This is a genomic window from Micromonospora sp. NPDC005553 (assembly GCF_042871765.1).
Lineage (GTDB): Bacteria > Actinomycetota > Actinomycetes > Mycobacteriales > Micromonosporaceae > Micromonospora.
The window spans coordinates 302019-318986 of record NZ_JBIAJD010000006.1; the positions used below are offsets into that span (position 1 = coordinate 302019).

A 16968-nucleotide genomic window follows, 5' to 3' on the forward strand; every position below is an offset into this window, starting at 1 on the left:
CACGATGGGGGGCATGGCGGCTCCGCAGGTTGCACCGGTCGAGACGCCGGACACTGACGAGGTGCCGGCGTCCGACCGGCAGTGGGTGACGATCGTGTGGGACGACCCGGTCAATCTGATGACGTACGTGACCTGGGTCTTCCAGAAGCTTTTCGGCTACAGCCGGGAGAGGGCCGAACAGCTGATGCTGGACGTGCACCACAAGGGCCGTGCCGTGGTCTCCACCGGTGCCCGCGAACGGATGGAGCACGACGCGTCGCAGCTGCACGCGTACGGGCTGTGGGCGACGGTGGACAGGTCATGAGCATGTTCCATCGCCAGGCCGGTCATTACGTCGCCGTCTTCGCCGTCGACGAGGTGCGGGTGCTGCGCAAGGTCGCCTCCGAGGTGGTGGGTCTGCTCACCGATGGCTTCGACCACACCGACCCGGTGGTCGGTCGGCTCTTTCCGGCGGTCTACCCGCAGGACGCTCCCGGCACCGCCGAGTTCCGCCGCTACACCGAGGGCGACCTGAAGACCGCGAAGATCGATCAGGCGGGGGCGATCCTGGCCGCGTTGCCGGACGAGGCCGGCGGCGAGGTGCGGCTGGACGCCGAGGCCGCCGAGGCGTGGTTGCGGGCGCTGAACGACGCACGGCTCGCGATGGGCGTCCGCCTGGAGATCAAGGACGGCACGGATCTGGGCGAGGAGCTGGACGACGCTGTCGCTGAGGACCCGGGTTCCAGCCGGGTGTTCCAGCTTTCGGTCTACGCCTATCTCGGGTATCTACAGGAGTCGCTGCTCAACGCCTTGATCGACTAAGGGTGACCGGCACCACTTCGACCTGTGCCCGGCAGGCGTTAGGCTGGTACACGTGCTGAGCATCGACCGGTCGATCATTGACGCGATCGTCGCCCACGCGCGCCGGGATCACCCTGACGAGGCGTGCGGCGTGGTCGCCGGTCCCGTCGGCAGCGACACCCCGACCCGGCACATCCCGATGGACAATGCGGCGCGGTCGATGACCTTCTACGAGTTCGACTCGATGGAGCATCTGCGCGTGTGGCGGGAGATGGACGACCGGGACGAGGAGCCCGTCGTCATCTACCACTCGCACACCGCCACCGAGGCGTACCCGTCGCGGACGGACGTCGCCTTCGCCGGTGAGCCGGGGGCGCACTACCTGCTCGTCTCGACCCGTGAGCCCGACTCGGAGGAGATCCGGTCGTTCCGGATCGTCGACGGCGTGATCACCGAGGAGCCGGTCCGTGTCGTGGAGGCCGGTGTCGACCCGCACGCCGTCCAGTCCTACATGTTCGGGCAGAGCCCGGCGACGGTCGATTACGAGTGTTCCGGCCGCTGACCTGTCAGCGCCGCAGCCATCTCGTCCCGTCACCGTAGGCACACCCGATCGAGGAGTTCCCATCATGGCCATTGAGGTTCGCATCCCCACCATCCTGCGCAGCTACACCGGCGGCGCCAAGGTCGTCGACGGCACCGGCGACACGCTCGCCGATCTGCTCACCGACCTGGATTCCCGGCACGGCGGTCTGCGCGGCCGGCTGATCACCGACGCGGGCACGCTGCACCGCTTCGTCAACGTCTACGTCAACGACGAGGACGTTCGCTTCCTCGGTGCGCTCGACGCGAAGCTCTCCGATGGCGACAGCGTCACCATCCTGCCGGCGGTGGCCGGCGGCGCGTTCGGCTTCGCCGCGGCAGCGGCGATCAGTTCGCACAGCGCCGCGGCAGCGGCGATCAGCGCGCGCAGCGCCGCGGCAGCGGCGATCAGTTCGCACAGCGCCGCGGCAGCGGCGATCAGCGCGCACAGCGCCGCGGCAGCGGCGATCAGCTCGCACAGCATCAGCTCGCAGAGTGCCGTCGACGCGGTGGCCCGCGACGCCGTCGCGGCTCGCTGAGGTCGGCCGCCATGGCGCGGTACGACAGCCTGCTCGACGCCTGCGGGGGTACGCCGCTGGTCGGCCTGCCCCGACTTTCCCCGACGGCGCCCGAGGGAGCCCCTCCGGTGCGGCTCTGGGCCAAGCTGGAGGACCGCAACCCCACCGGCAGCATCAAGGACCGCGCGGCGCTGTTCATGGTCCGGGCGGCGGAGGAGGCTGGCCGGCTCCGCACTGGTGACACCATCCTCGAGCCGACGAGCGGCAACACCGGCATCTCGTTGGCCATGGTGGCGAAGATGCGCGGCTACCGGTTGGTCTGCGTGATGCCGGAGAACGTCTCCACCGAGCGGGTGCAGATGCTCCGGATGTACGGGGCCGAGATCATCTTCTCGCCGGCGGCGGGTGGTTCCAACCAGGCGGTCGCCACGGCGAAGCAGATCGCCGTCGAGCACCCCGACTGGGTGATGCTCTACCAGTACGGCAACGAGGCGAACGCGCGGGCGCACTACGAGACGACCGGGCCGGAGCTGCTGCACGACCTGCCCAGCATCACGCACTTCGTGGCCGGGCTGGGCACCACCGGCACCCTGATGGGCACCGGGCGTTATCTGCGGGAAAAGGTCGAGGGCATTCAGATCGTGGCTGCCGAGCCGCGCTACGGCGAGTTGGTCTACGGGCTGCGCAACATCGACGAGGGGTACGTTCCGGAGCTCTACGACGCCTCGGTGCTCTCCCGGCGGTTCTCGGTCGGCACCCGGGACGCGGTGTTGCGCACCCGCCAGCTGGTGGAGGTGGAGGGCATCTTCGCCGGCTTCTCCACCGGTGCGATCCTGCACGCCGCGCTGGCGGTGGCGCACGAGGCGGTGCGCGACGGCCGGCGGGCCGATGTGGCCTTCGTGGTCTGCGACGGCGGATGGAAGTACCTGTCCACCGGCGCGTACGGCGGCACCCTCGCCGACGCCGAGGACGCCCTGGAGGGGCAGCTCTGGGCCTGACCGATCTGGTCTGCCGATTACGGGCCGTCGACATTCGTCGACGGCCCGTACGCCTTTTGATGTACCGCGAGCAGGTGTCACGTTCGTGACAACTTCCGTTGGATGATTCTTGCTGCCGGGTGCGCCAGCGTAGGCTGCGCAGCGTGGCGTACGCGTCGGTAGAGATCATGGCTGGGACCATCGCCGGCGCAGCTGCTACTGACAGTGACAGCGAGACCACTCGATGCGACTGACAGTTCTGGGGAGCGCCGGCAGTTTCCCTGGCCCCGAGTCGCCCTGCTCGGCCTACCTCGTCGAGGCCGACGGTTTCCGGCTTTTGGTCGACTTCGGCTCGGGGTCGCTGTCCAGCCTCCAGCGGTACGCGGGGTTGCACGCCCCGGATGCCATCCTGCTGACCCACCTGCACTGTGATCACATGTTCGACGCCGTGCTCTACGTGGTGGTGCGCCGGTACGCCCCGGACGGCCCCTACCCGGCGCTGCCGGTGTACGCGCCCGCCGGCGCGCCGGACCGGCTCAGCGCCGCCTACGGGGACGACGGTTCGGTGGAGGACGTGTACCAGTTCTACGCGCTCCAGCCGGGCACCTTCCCGATCGGCCCGTTCGCCGTCACCGTCGACCGGGTCAACCACCCCGTCGAGACGTACGGTGTGCGGCTGGAGCACGACGGCCGTTCGCTGTGCTACTCGTCGGACACCGCGCCCTGTGAGGCGCTGCTGCGGCTGGCCCAGAACGCCGACGTGTTCCTCTGCGAGGCCAGTTACCTCGACGGCGTGGACAATCCGCCGGATCTGCACCTGACCGGCCGGGAGGCCGGCGAGGCGGCGACCAAGGCCGCTGTGGGTCGACTGCTGCTCACCCACCTGGTGCCCGCCTGGGGCAGCGAGGCGCACACGTTGGAGTCGGCCGCCGCCGCGTACAGCGGGCCGCTCGAGGTGGTCCGGCCCGGCGCCAGCTACGACATCTGACGCACCGGGTCCCGGGCGCGGGCCGAGGAGTTCGGCTGGCCGGCCGCGGTCGCCGGGTTCCTCGGTGCGCACGGCGCGGGCGTTCTCCTGGGCACCGCGAGCGGGGTGGATCGCCGCACCGCATAAGGTGCAGGCATGGCGCGACCTGACGGGCGAGGGCCCTCTCAACTCCGACCGGTGACCCTGACCCGAGGCTGGAGCACCCATCCGGAGGGCTCGGTGCTCGTCGAGTTCGGCGGCACCCGGGTGCTCTGCACGGCGAGCGTCACCGAGGGGGTGCCCCGCTGGCGCAAGGGCTCCGGGCTCGGTTGGGTGACCGCCGAGTACGCGATGCTGCCCCGGGCCACCAACACCCGCTCCGACCGGGAAAGCGTCAAGGGCCGGGTCGGTGGCCGTACCCATGAGATCTCCCGGTTGATCGGCCGTAGTCTGCGGGCCAGCATCGACCTCAAGGCGCTCGGCGAGAACTCGATAGTGCTCGACTGCGACGTGCTCCAGGCGGACGGCGGCACCCGCACGGCCGCTATCACCGGCGCGTACGTCGCGTTGCACGACGCGGTGAGCTGGCTTGCCGCCCGCAAGTCGTTGGCCGGTAAGCCGGAGAAGGTGATGCACCGCTCGGTGGCCGCGGTCAGCGTGGGGATCATCGCCGGGGAGGCCCGGCTCGATCTCTGCTACGAGGAGGACGTCGCCGCCGAGGTGGACATGAACGTGGTGTGCACCGGCACTGGCGACTTCGTCGAGGTGCAGGGCACCGGCGAGGCGGGCGTGTTCGCCCGCGACCAGCTCGACGCCCTGCTCGACCTGGCCGTCGCCGGCTGCGCCGAGTTGGCCGAAGCCCAGCGGAAGGCACTCGCATGAACAAGGTCCTGCTCGCCACCCGTAACCGTAAGAAGCTGGTCGAGCTTCAGCGGATCCTGGACGGCGCGCTCGGCGCGCACCGGATCGCCCTGCTCGGGCTGGACGACATCGAGCAGTACGCGGAGCTGCCGGAGACCGGCCTGACCTTCGGCGAGAACGCGCTGATCAAGGCGCGGGAGGGCTGCCGGCAGAGCGGCCTGCCGACCATCGCCGACGACTCCGGGCTCGCTGTCGACGCGCTCAACGGGATGCCAGGGGTGTTCAGCGCCCGCTGGTCCGGCAAGCACGGCGACGACCGGGCCAACCTTCAGCTGGTGCTGGACCAGATCGGCGACGTGCCCGACGAGCAGCGGGCCGCCTCGTTCGTCTGCACCGTCGCGTTGGTGCTGCCGGGCGGCAAGGAGCACCTCGTCGACGGCCGGCAGTCCGGTCGGGTGCTGCGCGCGCCGCGCGGTGACGGTGGGTTCGGCTACGACCCGATCTTCCTGGGCGACGGACAGGACCGGACCAACGCCGAGCTGACCCCGGCGGAGAAGGACGCCATCAGTCACCGGGGCAAGGCGTTGCGCGAGCTGGCCAAGCTGATCGCCAAGGTGCTGCCGCCCGCCGCCTGACCCGCGGCGGACGACAGCGACCCGCCGGAGATCAGCCCAGCGGGCCGACCTCCCGTTCGATGGCGGCGCGTAACTCCGGCCCGGCGACGACGGCACGGGCCGCCTCCATCACCGGGGCGAGGAACACGTCCGGGCCGGGCTCGCCGGCTGCCGTACCGAGCGCGGCGACGGCCGCCCTGCCGGCCGGGGACGGCTCCAGTGGGGCGCGCAGTTGGAGGCCGCGTACGCCGGCCAGCAGCTCCACCGCGAGCAGGCTGGTCAGGTTGTCCAGGACGGTGCGCAGCTTCTTCGCGGCGGCCCAGCCCATCGAGACGTGGTCCTCCTGCATTCCGCTGGTGGGCAGCGAGTCCACCGAGGCGGGGGCGGCCAGTCGACGGTTCTCGGCGACGATCCCCGCCGCCGTGTACTGGGCGATCATCAGCCCGGAGTTGACCCCGGCGTCGGGGGAGAGGAACGCCGGCAGTTCCCGGGAGCGGGTCACGTCGAGCAGCCGGTCGACCCGCCGCTCGGCGATCGCGCCCACCTCGGCGGCGGCGATGGCGAGGAAGTCCGCGGCGAAGCCGAGCGGTGCGCCGTGGAAGTTCCCGGTCGACTCGACCCGGCCGTCCGGCAGCACCACCGGGTTGTCCACAACGGACACCAGTTCCCGGCCGGCGACGGTGCGGACGAAGTCCAGGGTGTCGCGGGCCGCGCCGGCCACCTGCGGCGCGCAGCGCATCGAGTACGCGTCCTGCACGGCGTGCGCCAGGTCGTCGCGGTGCGAGTCCATCACCCGGGAGTCCTGCAACAGACGGTGGATGTTCGCCGCCGACGTCGCCTGACCGGGGTGTGGGCGGATCGCGTGCAGCTCGGGCAGGAACGGCCGCTCCGAGCCGAGCATCGCTTCGATGGCCAGTGCGGCCGTCACGTCGGCCATGGCGAACAGGTGCTCCGCGTCGTGGATGGCCAGCAGCAGCATGCCGAGCATGCCGTCGGTGCCGTTGATCAGCGCCAGCCCCTCCTTGGCGGCCAGCTCGATCGGCTTGAGCCCGGCGGCGGTCAACGCGTCGGCGGCGTCCTGCCGTTCACCGGCCGGGCCGAGCACCCAGCCCTCGCCGAGCAGTACCAGCGCGCAGTGCGCCAGCGGCGCCAGGTCACCGGAGGCGCCCAGCGAGCCGTGCTCGGGGACCCACGGGGTGATGTCGTGGTTGAGCAGGTCGACCAGGGCTTCCGCGACCAGCGGCCGGACCCCGGAGCGGCCCAGGGCGAGGGACCGGACGCGCAGCAGCATCATGGCCCGGACCACCTCGCGCGGCATCGGGGCGCCCACCCCGGCGGCGTGCGAGCGGATCAGCGCGTGTTGCAGCTCGGCCCGCCGCTCCGGCGCGACGAAGGTGTTTGCCAACGCGCCGAACCCGGTGGAGACCCCGTAGACGGGACGGCCCGACGACTCGATGCCGTCCACGATGGCCCGGCTTGTCGCCATCGCGTCGATGGTGGCCGGGGCGAGGACGACGGTGGCGGTGCCGCGGGCCACCGCGAGCACGTCGTCGGCGGAGACTCCGGTGGGCTGGATGGTCACGTGCGTCATTGCGGAACTCCGTTGCGTATTACCTGGCGGATCAGGGGGACACCGGGCCGGTAGGCCAGGTGCAGGTGTGACGGCGCGTCGAGGACGACGAGGTCGGCCCGTGCGCCGGGGGTGAGGACACCGATGTCGTCGCGGCGCAGCGCCCGTGCGCCACCGGCGGTGGCGGCCCAGACCGCCTCCGCCGGGGTCATCCGCATCTCGCGGACCGCGAGGGCCACGCAGAACGGCATCGACGAGGTGTACGACGACCCGGGGTTGCAGTCCGTCGCCAGCGCCACCGTGACACCGACGTCGAGCAGCCGGCGGGCATCCGGGTAGGGCGAGCGGGTGGAGAACTCCGCGCCGGGCAGCAGGGTCGCCACGGTGCGGGTGCCCGACCCGTCGCTGTGGGCCGTGTCGGCCAGCGCGGCCACGTCGGCGTCGCTCAGGTGGGTGCAGTGGTCGACACTGGCCGCGTCCAGCTCCACACCCAGTTGCACCCCGGGGCCGGGGCCGAGCTGGTTGGCGTGCAGCCGTACGCCCAGGCCGGCGGCCTGACCGCAGGCCAGGATGGCGCGGGCGTGGTCCACGTCGAAGGCGCCCCGCTCGCAGAACACGTCGATCCACTTCGCGTACGGAGCGGCGGCGGCCAGCATCGGCCCGCAGACCAACCCCACGTAGTCGTCGGGGCGGTCGGCGTACTCGGCGGGCACCACGTGCGCGCCCAGGAAGGTGGTCTCGGTGCTGGTCTCGGCGGCGATCCGCAGCGAGCGGGCCTCGTCGGCGACGGTCAGGCCGTACCCACTCTTGATCTCCATGGTCGTGGTGCCCTGGCGCAGCGCCTCCCCGCGCAGCCGGCGCACCGTGGCACGCAGTTCCTCGTCGGTGGCGGCCCGGGTGGCACCGACGGTGGTCCGGATGCCGCCGCCGGTGTAGGGCTGACCGGCCATCCGGGCGGCGAACTCGGGGGCCCGGTCCCCGGCGAAGACCAGGTGGGCGTGGCTGTCCACGAACCCGGGCAGCACGGCGGCACCACCGGCGTCGACGTGGTGGTCGGCGGCCGGCGCGTACGCGGACGGCCCGACCCAGACCACCCGACCCGCCTCGACCAGCACGGCGGCGTCGCGGCGGATGCCGAGCGGGCCCTCGCCGGCACCGTTGGTGACCAGTTCCCCGATGTTGTCGACGAGCAGGCTGCCGCTCATGCGGGCGTCACCGCCTCGATCGCTGACGACAGTTCGGCCGGTACGTCGACGGTCAGGTGCCGGCCCTCGGCCACCACCACCCGGCCGTCCACCACCACCTGCTCGACGTCCGCCGCGCCGGCGGCGAAGAACGCGCCCACCGGTGGCACCCCGGCGGTGCGGGCGCTGTCCAGGCGTACCGTCACCAGGTCGGCGCGGGTGCCCACCGCGATCCTTCCGGCGTCGGCCCAGCCCAGCGCGGCGTGCCCGGCGACGCTGGCCGCGTTGAGCAGGTCGAGCGGCGCGAAGTGGCCGCGCCGGCGGGTCCGCAGCCGCTCGTCCAGCTCGACCGCCCGAGCCTCCTCGAACAGGTCGATCACTGCGTGGCTGTCGCTGCCGAGGCTCAACCGGATGCCGGCGTCGGCCATCAGCCGGGCCGGGCCGATGCCGTCGGCGAGGTCCCGCTCGGTGGTCGGGCAGAGGCACACCCCGGTCCGGCTGTCGGCGAGCACTGACAGGTCCGCGCTGGTGGGGTGGGTGGCGTGGACGGCGGTGGTGTGCGGCCCGAGCACGCCGTGCTCGGCGAGCAGCGCGGTGGGCGAGTGCCCGTGCACGGCCCGGCACTCGTCGTTCTCGGCGGGCTGTTCGGAGAGGTGCACGTGCAGCGGCGCCTGCCGCTCCCGGGCCCAGTCGGCGACGGTGCGCAACTGATCGGCCGGGACGGCCCGCACCGAGTGCACGGCCGCGCCGACCCGGACGTGCGGGTCCGTCGGTTGGAACGCCGCGGCCCGCTCGGCCCAGCGGCCCGCGTCACTGTCGCCGAAGCGGCGTTGCGGCCCGGCGAGGGGCTGACCGTCCACGCTGGAGGTCAGGTAGCAGGCGTCGAGCAGCGTGAGCCGGATCCCGGCGTGCGCGGCGGCCTCGACCAGCGCCGCGCCCATCTCGTTCGGGTCGTCGTACGCGCCGCCGTCGGGCCGGTGGTGCAGGTAGTGGAACTCGCCCACGCAGGTGATCCCGGCGAGCGCCATCTCGGCGTAGACGGCCCGGGCCAGGGCGAGGTAGGTGTCCGGGTCCAGCCGGTCCGCGATGCCGTACATCTGGTCCCGCCAGGTCCAGAAGTCACCCCGGCCGCCGTGGGTACGCCCGCGCAGCGCCCGGTGAAAGGCGTGCGAGTGCGCGTTGGCCAGGCCGGGAAGGGTCAGTCCGGGCAGTGCCACCGCGTCGGCGTACACCTCGACCCCGGCCTCCGGTCCGTGCGCTCCCAGCAGCGGCGTCACCGCGGTGATCCGGCCGTCCTCGACCTCGATCAGCACGTCGGGGGTGGGTTCGGCGTGCTCGGGCAGCCAGGCGTACTCGGCGAGCCAGCGGTTCGGTGTCACCGGCATGTCAGCTCCTCCAGCACCCGGGCCAGCGCCCGCACCCCGGCGGCGCAGTCGTCGTCGGTGGCGGCCTCGGCGGGGGAGTGCGAGACGCCGGTCGGGTTGCGCACGAAGAGCATCGCGGTGGGCAGGTACGCGGCGAGCACCCCGGCGTCGTGCCCCGCGCCGGTGGGCAGCACCGGCGCGTCGAGCAGCGCGGCGAGGCGTTTGGCAAGCCCTCCGTCGAAGGCGACCACCGCTGTGGCGGACTCCTCGGTGACGGTCACCTCGGTACCGTCGCGGCGGGCCCTCTCGGCGAGCTTGCCGCGTACCGCGTCGACCAGACCGGCGAGCGTCTCCGGGTCGGCGGCCCGGGCGTCCAGCCAACCGGTCACCTTCGACGGGATCGCGTTTGTGGCGTTGGGTTCGACGGCGACCCGACCCACAGTGGCGTGCGCGCCGCGCAGCCGGGCCTCCTTGTTGGCCGCCAGCACCGTGAACGCGTATGTCAGCATCGGGTCGCGGCGGTCGGCCATCCGGGTCGTACCCGCGTGGTTGCCCTCGCCGACGACGTCGAAGCGCCAGCGGCCGTGCGGCCAGATCGCGCTGGCCACCGCGACCGGCGCGTCGGTGTCGACGAGCGCGCGGCCCTGCTCGACGTGCAGCTCGACGAACGCCCCGATCCGGCCCAGCAGCTCCGGGCGGGCGCCCGCCGGCCGGTCACCGAGCGCCTCGGCGAAGCTCACCCCGGCCGCGTCGCGCAGGCCGGCCGCGCGTTCGGGCGCCAGCGCCCCGGTGAGCAGCCGAGACCCCAGGCAGGGTACGCCGAAGCGCGCTCCCTCCTCCTCGACGAAGGCACCCAGCACCAGCGGTCGGCCGGGGGTGACGCCGGCGGCGCGCAGCTCGTCCACGGCGAGGAACGCGCTGACGATGCCGAGCGGCCCGTCGTACGCCCCGCCGTGCGGCACCGAGTCGAAGTGGCTGCCGGTCAGCACCGCGTCGGACGCCTGCGGGTCACCCCAGTGGGCGAAGAGGTTGCCGTTGCCGTCCTCGGTGACCGGCATCGCACGACGCTCGGCCTGCGCCCGGAACCAGGCGCGCAGCTCCCGCTCCGGCTCGGTCAACGCGTACCGCAGATAGCCGCCGCTGTCGGCGTCCCGCCCGACCGGCGCGATCTCGTCCCACAGCGCCCGGAACCGGGCGGAAAGGTCGTCGCTCGCTGAGTCTCTGTTGTTCGCGACTGCGGGGCTCCGCTCCGCTGCACTCCTCGCGCTCACGCGGGGTCGCCCTCGGTCATCGGTACCCGGACCCCGGTGCGGTCGGCGACCTCGCGGGCGCTCTCGTAGCCGGCGTCGACGTGCCGGATGACGCCCATCGCCGGGTCGTTGGTGAGCACCCGCTCGATCTTCTGACCGGCGAGGGCGGTGCCGTCGGCCACGCACACCTGCCCGGCGTGGATCGACCGGCCGATACCCACCCCGCCGCCGTGGTGGATGGACACCCAGGACGCCCCGCTTGCCGTGTTGACCAGGGCGTTGAGCAGCGGCCAGTCGGCGATGGCGTCGGAGCCGTCGGCCATCCCCTCGGTCTCCCGGTACGGGCTCGCGACGCTGCCGGTGTCCAGGTGGTCCCGGCCGATCACCACCGGGGCGGAGAGTTCGCCGGAGGCGACCATGTCGTTGAACCGCACGCCCGCCCGGTCCCGTTCGCCCTGACCCAGCCAGCAGATCCGGGCCGGCAGGCCCTGGAAGGCGACCCGCTCGCCGGCCAACTTGATCCACCGGGCCAACGACTCGTTCTCCGGGAACAGGTCGAGGATGGCGCGGTCGGTGGCCGCGATGTCGGCCGGGTCGCCGGAGAGCGCCGCCCACCGGAACGGACCCCTGCCCTCGCAGAACAACGGCCGGATGTACGCGGGCACGAAGCCCGGGAAGTCGAAGGCGCGCTGATAGCCGCCGAGCTGCGCCTCACCCCGGATCGAGTTGCCGTAGTCGAACACCTCGGCGCCCGCGTCGAGGAAGCCGACCATCGCCTCGACGTGCCGGGCCATCGACGCGCGTGCCCGGTCGGAGAACTCGGCCGGCTTCGCGGCGGCGTAGTCCCGGGCCTCGGCCAGCTCCACCCCCACCGGCAGGTACGCCAGCGGGTCGTGCGCGCTGGTCTGGTCGGTCACGATGTCGATCTCGACGCCCCGGTTCAGCAAGTCCGGGAAGACCTCGGCGGCGTTGCCGACCACGCCCACGCTCAGGGCCCGGCGCTCCCGCTTCGCCGCGAGGACCCGAGCGATCGCGTCGTCCAGGGAGTCGGCGACCTCATCCAGGTAGCGGTCGTGCACCCGACGGTCGAGCCGGGTGCGGTCCACGTCCACGATCAGGCAGACGCCGCCGTTCATGGTGACCGCGAGCGGCTGCGCGCCGCCCATCCCGCCGCAGCCGGCGGTCAGCGTCAGCGTGCCGGCGAGGGTGCTCCCGAACCTCTTGGCGGCCACCGCCGCGAACGTCTCGTAGGTGCCCTGGAGGATGCCCTGGGTGCCGATGTAGATCCACGAGCCGGCCGTCATCTGCCCGTACATGGTCAGGCCGAGCTGTTCGAGGCGGCGGAACTCCGGCCAGGTCGCCCAGTCGCCGACCAGGTTCGAGTTGGCCAGCAGCACCCGCGGCGCCCACTCGTGGGTGCGCATCACCCCCACCGGACGGCCCGACTGCACCAGCATCGTCTCGTCCTCGCGCAGGTCGGTCAGCGTGCGGACCAACGCGTGGTACGACGGCCAGTCCCGCGCCGCCTTGCCGGTGCCGCCGTAGACCACCAGGTCGTCGGGGCGCTCGGCCACCTCGGGGTCGAGGTTGTTCATCAACATCCGCAGGGCGCCCTCCTGCTGCCACCCGCGGGTGGTCAGCTGGCTGCCCCGTGCGGCACGAATGGGCTGGGTCATCTCTGGTTCTCCTCCGGTCAACCGAGGAACAACTGTCGGCGGGCCGCGGAGGCTTCGAATGCCTCCAGTCGGCGCTGGGTTTCGCCCGGTGTGGCGTCGCAGATCGCCTGCAACAGCACCATGGCCAGGGTCATCGGGGCGGTGTGCAGGTCGAAGACGAGCTGCGCGCCGACCGCGGCGGCGAGCACCACGTCGGCGTGTTCGGTGGCCGGGCTGACCGGCGAGTCGGTGATCGCCACCACCGTCAACCCGGCGTGGCGGGCGTCGCGCAGCGCGTCCAGGGTTTCCCGGGGGTAGCGGGGCAGCACGAAGGCCAGGACGGCGGACGCCCCGGCCTCGGCCGCCTGCTCCAGGCGGTCGGTGAGCAGGCTGCCGCCGTCGTCGAGGACCCGTACGTCCGGGTGCACCTTCGCCGCGAAGTAGGCGAAGTACGCGGCCAGTGGCGCGGCGGCGCGCAGGCCGAGCACCGGCAGTGGGCGACTCTCGGCGAGCAACCGCCCGGTCTCGGCGATCCGGTCCCGGTCGGCGAGCTGACCGGCCAGCCGGTCCAGGTTGCCCATCTCCGCGCGTACCGCCTGCTGGAGTTCGTTGCCGGTGTCCGTCGATCCGCCCGGAGTCGAGCCGGTGAGATCGCGCAGCCGGCGGCGCAGGGCCGGGTAGCCGTCGTGCCCGAGCGCGACGGCGAACCGGGTGACCGACGGCTGACTCACGCCGGCCAGCTCGGCGACCTCGGCGGCGGACAGGTACGCCACGCCGGGGGCGTGCTGCACCAGGCAGTGCGCGATGCGGCGCTGGGTGGGGGTGAGGCGCACCCCTTGGAACAGGTCGAGCACCCGGTCAGCGGGTGCCGCGACAGCTCCTTCATTCATGAGCTGACTCTATGCATAGAAACTTTCATAGACAACCACCTCGGGTCACCCCCGCCCCCCGTTCAGCCGTCGCGACTCGTAACATGCGGGCGTCCAGCGCGAGCAGGATCGCGCCAGCGAGAAGGAGCGTCGTGGTCGCAGTCGAGGACGCCCCACCCATTCAGGCCTCTCGTCCGGCGCCTTCTCCGCGCGTTCGGGGGGCGGTCGGTGAGGCGCTGCCGATCATCGCCCTGATCGGGGCCTTCTTCGTCGTCAACGACATCCGGTCGTGGCTGACAGCCCAGTACTGGGGCGACGAGGCGTGGGTCGCGCTCTCGGTCCGCTTTCCCCTCGCCGACCTGCCGGTGACGACCTCGTCGAGCCCGATCGGGTGGAGTTTCCTGCTCCGACTGGTCCCGGACATCGACCACCTCCGGGTCGTACCCCTGGGCTTCCAACTGCTGACCGTCGTCGCGGCCTACTTCTTCGGTCGTGCTGTTGGCCGGAACCGTGCGCATGGCATTCTCATCGGCCTTGTGACCGGGCTCGTCGTCCTGCTGCTGCCGGCCCAGCAGATCCGTCACGACCTGAAGCAGTACACGGCTGACGCCGCAGTGGCGGTCTGCCTGCTCGCCCTGGCCGCCTGGACGGAGCAGTCGTGGTCCCGACGGAGGCTTGCCGTCGTAGTAGCGGTGGTCTTCGCAGGGATGCTGGTGAGCCACACGACCGCGATCATCGCACCCTGCGTTTTCGGGGGCCTGCTGTTCGCCGCTGCGGTTTTCTCTCGTAACTGGTCGAGGACTGTTCGAACAGCGGTCGCCGGCCTCGCTGCCGGAGGGTTTGCGGCAGCTGTCTACTTCGGTGTCTCCGTCCGCGCCGACAACGACGCCATGCACGGCTATTGGACCTCCTACTTTCCGACCCTCTCCTCGCTACCCGAATACCTCGTAGCCCGGATCAGCAATCTGCTTCCCCTGCTTGGCGTTCCCGGATGGCTCCTCGTCGCGCTGCTGCTGCTCGGTGTGCTGACCCTGGTCCGTCAAGGTCGCCCTGGTACAGGCATCGCCATCCTGCTGGTACCGGTCGTGGCTACTGGGCTGGGACTCGCGCAGATCTACCCCCTTCTCGACCTTCGCACCTCGCACTTTCTGCTTGTGCTCACCGCGGTGGTCGCTGGCATTGGCGTCGCGGGACTGGCTGACCTGGTCGCGATGGTGGTCCGTCGTGGTCGGCCGGTCGTTGTCTCCGGCGTGATCTGCGCGCTGCTGCTGTCCAGTTACGCGGTCGCCAACCAGCGTTGGTGGCGCTTCGACGGCGACGAAGCCGGCCTCTGGCGCAACCACAGCGCGGTGACGACCATTGGTTCGGCTACCCGTTACGTCGCCACACACGCCGGCCCGAACGACATAGTGGTGGTCGCCGGACCGGCCTGGTTTGGATTCGCCCTCTACTCCGACGACCCCCTCGAACTCGTCGCGCCCATATCCAGCACCGTGGGCTTCACGGTGGGCATGCCCAACCGACCGAACGTGGTGCTCCCTCTGATTGACCCGGCCGGCGGCGCGCGGAGCATTCAGCGGGCCCTGGACGAGATCCTGGCGAAAGCATCGACGCGGCCACCTGGAACGCAGGTGTGGCTGATCCGGACCTACACCCATCCCAGCGAGCCGGACTGGCGCGCCGCGCTGGCCGCCTACCAGGTGCGCTCGGTCACCTCCGGGCCGGAACCGGTCGTCGTGATCAGCAGGAGGTGACGGCCGGAGCGAGCGGCCCTGCAGGGGACCGCGGACGGGCGTCCGCTCGCTACAACCCGCGCGATGGTTGATCTCTCCGTCCGTCGACCGGCGGGTGGCAAGTTGTGTGCCGCTCGGTACTATCCGCAGGGCGTCGAGCGGAGGAGTGCCAATGCAGCCGGAGGGCCCATACCGCTTCACCCACATGTTGGGTGGATCCCCGGTGGGTAAGGCTTGGGCCGCGATCGATGGGCAGGGACGTTTCGCTACGGTGGCGGTGCTGGATGCCGCCGTGGCCGCCGACGTCAAGTGGCGACAAGCGTTCGTCACTGTGGCGAACGCTCTCGCCCAGTCGAGCGACGGGCCTGCCTTCGCGTACGCGGACTTCTCCGCGGCGAGCCCGTGGGTCGCGTATCCCGCTGAGGCTGGGCCCGGGGCGGAGCGGCTGTTCCGAGCCCTCGGCGTCGAGTATCAGGCAGTCGACGTAGCACCGCAGCCCGTGTCGGGTGTGCCGCAGCCGGTGTCGGGTGTGCCGCAGCCGGTGTCGGGTGTGCCGCAGCCCGTCTCCGGTGTGCCGCAGCCGGTGTCGGGTGTGCCGCAGCCGGTGTCGGGTGTGCCGCAGCCGGTGTCGGGTGTGCCGCAGCCGGTGTCGGGTGTGCCGCAGCCCGTCTCCGGGGGGCCGCCAGCGCCGTGGGCCATCCACGGCAACCCGATCCCTGGCCAGGCAGCCGACTCGACCACCCAGCCCGTCTCGGCCGCCCCGGCGTCGCCCGCTGGCGAACCGGCCTCCGCGCACACAGTTCAGGTGCCCGTTGCCCAACCCGGCATGCAGAGCGAGCTGCCCACGCACGATCCGTTCGCCGCGCCCGTCCGTCGGATCAAGCCGTCCGCGCCACCCAGGCGGCGCACCGGGCTGTGGGCCGCGCTCTCCGCGCTGGCCGTGGTTGTGGTCGTGGGAGGTGGGGTGGGCATCTGGGCGGTGACGTCCGGTGACCCCGCAGATCCAGTGCCCACGCCCCCGGTGACGTCCACTGCCTTCCCGGGCGAGGCGCAGGCGCTTCCTGGCCTGAAGCCATGGGCGGAGGCCGCCCTGCGTAGCCCCGAGGAACGTGCGTTGGCGGTGGCCGGACCGTCCATGGTGTTCCTTGAAGCAGTCTTCACCGGGTACCTCCGAAACAAGGTCGACAATGCGCTGCTGCGCGAGGGCCCGGTCACCGTCAGCCGGCGCTGCAGCGGGTTTGTCATCAACCACGGTGGATACGCCCTCAGTAACGGCATCTGCCTGCAACCGCCGCCCGAGATCCTGCTCGGCGGTGCCCTGAACACCGTGGCCAATGTGCTGGTTTCGGAGGGACGACTCGCCGCGAAGGACTTCGATGCCTTCATCAGGGACCGGGTGAGGACCTCGGCCTTCACCGGCATGGGTGCGGCCGACCAGCCCGAGTTGAAGCTGTATGGACAGCTCAACCTCGCTAAGGGTGACCTGACGGCGACCCCAGCGGTGAGTGGCGCAGTGGTGCGGACGCTTCCCGTCGAAGCTGGCAACCTCACCCTGGTCAAGCTCGCTCAGGAGAATCTACCGACCGCTGAGTTGAATCCGTCTGCCGTCGTCGCCGCGGACACCCCCGTCATGCTCCTCGGCTACAACACCACGGATACCACCTACCGGTCCGCCGAATACAGAGTGGAAACCAAGACGGTGAACGTCACCGGGGTGGACGATCGCTCGGCCCTGACTGTCTACCGCGTGAACGAGGACCTGGGGCCATACTCGAAGGGCGGCATAGCAATCGACCCGAGCGGCCGCATCGTCGGCATGGTGGACTCCGACCTGCTGAGGCCGGACAAGGCCAACCGCATCCTCGTGCCGGTCTCCACCATGGTTGGTCTGCTCGGTGCCGCGGGGATCAGCAACGATCTCGGCCCGGCCGACAAGGTCTATCGCAGCGGGCTGGAGGCGTACTTCGCCGGCGACGATTCGACCGCCGCGGCACGCTTTGACGAAGCGGCCAGGTCGTCGCCGGCCAATCTGCTTGCCCAGTCCTAC

At 71.5% G+C, this 16968-nt stretch carries 15 protein-coding genes and 1 pseudogene; 9 read left to right on the plus strand and 7 right to left on the minus strand.

The window, feature by feature from the left end; genetic code table 11:
• Nucleotides 1-13 precede the first annotated feature (13 nt).
• From clpS to rdgB, 8 genes and pseudogenes are all read left to right on the plus strand, one after another.
• Nucleotides 14-304, plus strand: coding sequence for an ATP-dependent Clp protease adapter ClpS (clpS, locus tag ACFYPG_RS25260; protein ID WP_088946433.1), 291 nt, complete (start codon nt 14-16; stop codon nt 302-304).
• The gene (locus ACFYPG_RS25265; protein WP_210780952.1) at nt 301-801 is read left to right on the plus strand and encodes a DUF2017 domain-containing protein; all 501 of its coding nucleotides are present in this window, start codon (nt 301-303) and stop codon (nt 799-801) included. The genes clpS and ACFYPG_RS25265 overlap by 4 nt, the downstream gene beginning before the upstream one ends.
• A 52-nt stretch (nt 802-853) precedes the next feature.
• Nucleotides 854-1342: a M67 family metallopeptidase gene (locus ACFYPG_RS25270; protein WP_357195301.1), complete on the plus strand. Its 489-nt coding sequence runs from the start codon at nt 854-856 to the stop codon at nt 1340-1342.
• Nucleotides 1343-1406: 64 nt separating this feature from the next.
• Nucleotides 1407-1736 (plus strand): annotated as a pseudogene (locus tag ACFYPG_RS25275) (MoaD/ThiS family protein); the annotation flags it as partial.
• A 173-nt stretch (nt 1737-1909) separates the two neighbouring features.
• Nucleotides 1910-2875, plus strand: coding sequence for a PLP-dependent cysteine synthase family protein (locus ACFYPG_RS25280; protein WP_387354091.1), 966 nt, complete (start codon nt 1910-1912; stop codon nt 2873-2875).
• A 223-nt stretch (nt 2876-3098) separates the two neighbouring features.
• Nucleotides 3099-3842, plus strand: coding sequence for an MBL fold metallo-hydrolase (locus ACFYPG_RS25285; RefSeq protein ID WP_357195310.1), 744 nt, complete (start codon nt 3099-3101; stop codon nt 3840-3842).
• A 135-nt stretch (nt 3843-3977) separates the two neighbouring features.
• Nucleotides 3978-4703 (plus strand): ribonuclease PH, encoded by a 726-nt coding sequence (gene rph, locus ACFYPG_RS25290; protein ID WP_355005439.1) that lies wholly within the window; start codon nt 3978-3980, stop codon nt 4701-4703.
• The gene (gene rdgB / locus ACFYPG_RS25295) at nt 4700-5317 is read left to right on the plus strand and encodes an RdgB/HAM1 family non-canonical purine NTP pyrophosphatase (RefSeq protein ID WP_355005438.1); all 618 of its coding nucleotides are present in this window, start codon (nt 4700-4702) and stop codon (nt 5315-5317) included. The genes rph and rdgB overlap by 4 nt, the downstream gene beginning before the upstream one ends.
• A gap of 31 nt (nt 5318-5348) precedes the next feature.
• On the opposite strand, the gene hutH is transcribed toward rdgB, so the two are convergent.
• The 6 genes from hutH to ACFYPG_RS25325 form a co-directional block, all read right to left on the minus strand.
• Nucleotides 5349-6887, minus strand: coding sequence for a histidine ammonia-lyase (hutH, locus tag ACFYPG_RS25300; RefSeq protein ID WP_355005437.1), 1539 nt, complete (start codon nt 6885-6887; stop codon nt 5349-5351).
• Nucleotides 6884-8071, minus strand: coding sequence for an imidazolonepropionase (hutI, locus tag ACFYPG_RS25305; protein ID WP_387354092.1), 1188 nt, complete (start codon nt 8069-8071; stop codon nt 6884-6886). Before hutI ends, hutH begins: the two co-directional genes overlap by 4 nt.
• Nucleotides 8068-9435 (minus strand): formimidoylglutamate deiminase, encoded by a 1368-nt coding sequence (locus ACFYPG_RS25310; RefSeq protein ID WP_387354093.1) that lies wholly within the window; start codon nt 9433-9435, stop codon nt 8068-8070. Before ACFYPG_RS25310 ends, hutI begins: the two co-directional genes overlap by 4 nt.
• Nucleotides 9426-10595: an allantoate amidohydrolase gene (locus ACFYPG_RS25315; RefSeq protein ID WP_387354240.1), complete on the minus strand. Its 1170-nt coding sequence runs from the start codon at nt 10593-10595 to the stop codon at nt 9426-9428. Before ACFYPG_RS25315 ends, ACFYPG_RS25310 begins: the two co-directional genes overlap by 10 nt.
• Before the next feature lie 86 nt (nt 10596-10681).
• The gene (gene hutU, locus ACFYPG_RS25320) at nt 10682-12340 is read right to left on the minus strand and encodes a urocanate hydratase (RefSeq protein ID WP_387354094.1); all 1659 of its coding nucleotides are present in this window, start codon (nt 12338-12340) and stop codon (nt 10682-10684) included.
• 17 nt (nt 12341-12357) lie between these two features.
• Entirely contained in the window at nt 12358-13209 is an 852-nt protein-coding gene (locus ACFYPG_RS25325; RefSeq protein ID WP_355005433.1) for a MurR/RpiR family transcriptional regulator, read from the minus strand.
• A gap of 11 nt (nt 13210-13220) precedes the next feature.
• Here ACFYPG_RS25325 and ACFYPG_RS25330 point away from each other — a divergent pair, with 11 nt between their 5' ends.
• Nucleotides 13221-14942: a hypothetical protein gene (locus ACFYPG_RS25330; RefSeq protein WP_387354095.1), complete on the plus strand. Its 1722-nt coding sequence runs from the start codon at nt 13221-13223 to the stop codon at nt 14940-14942.
• A gap of 305 nt (nt 14943-15247) precedes the next feature.
• On the opposite strand, the gene ACFYPG_RS25335 is transcribed toward ACFYPG_RS25330, so the two are convergent.
• A complete protein-coding gene (locus tag ACFYPG_RS25335; RefSeq protein WP_387354241.1) occupies nt 15248-15721 on the minus strand; it encodes a hypothetical protein in 474 nt (157 codons plus the stop codon).
• Nucleotides 15722-16968 lie beyond the last annotated feature (1247 nt).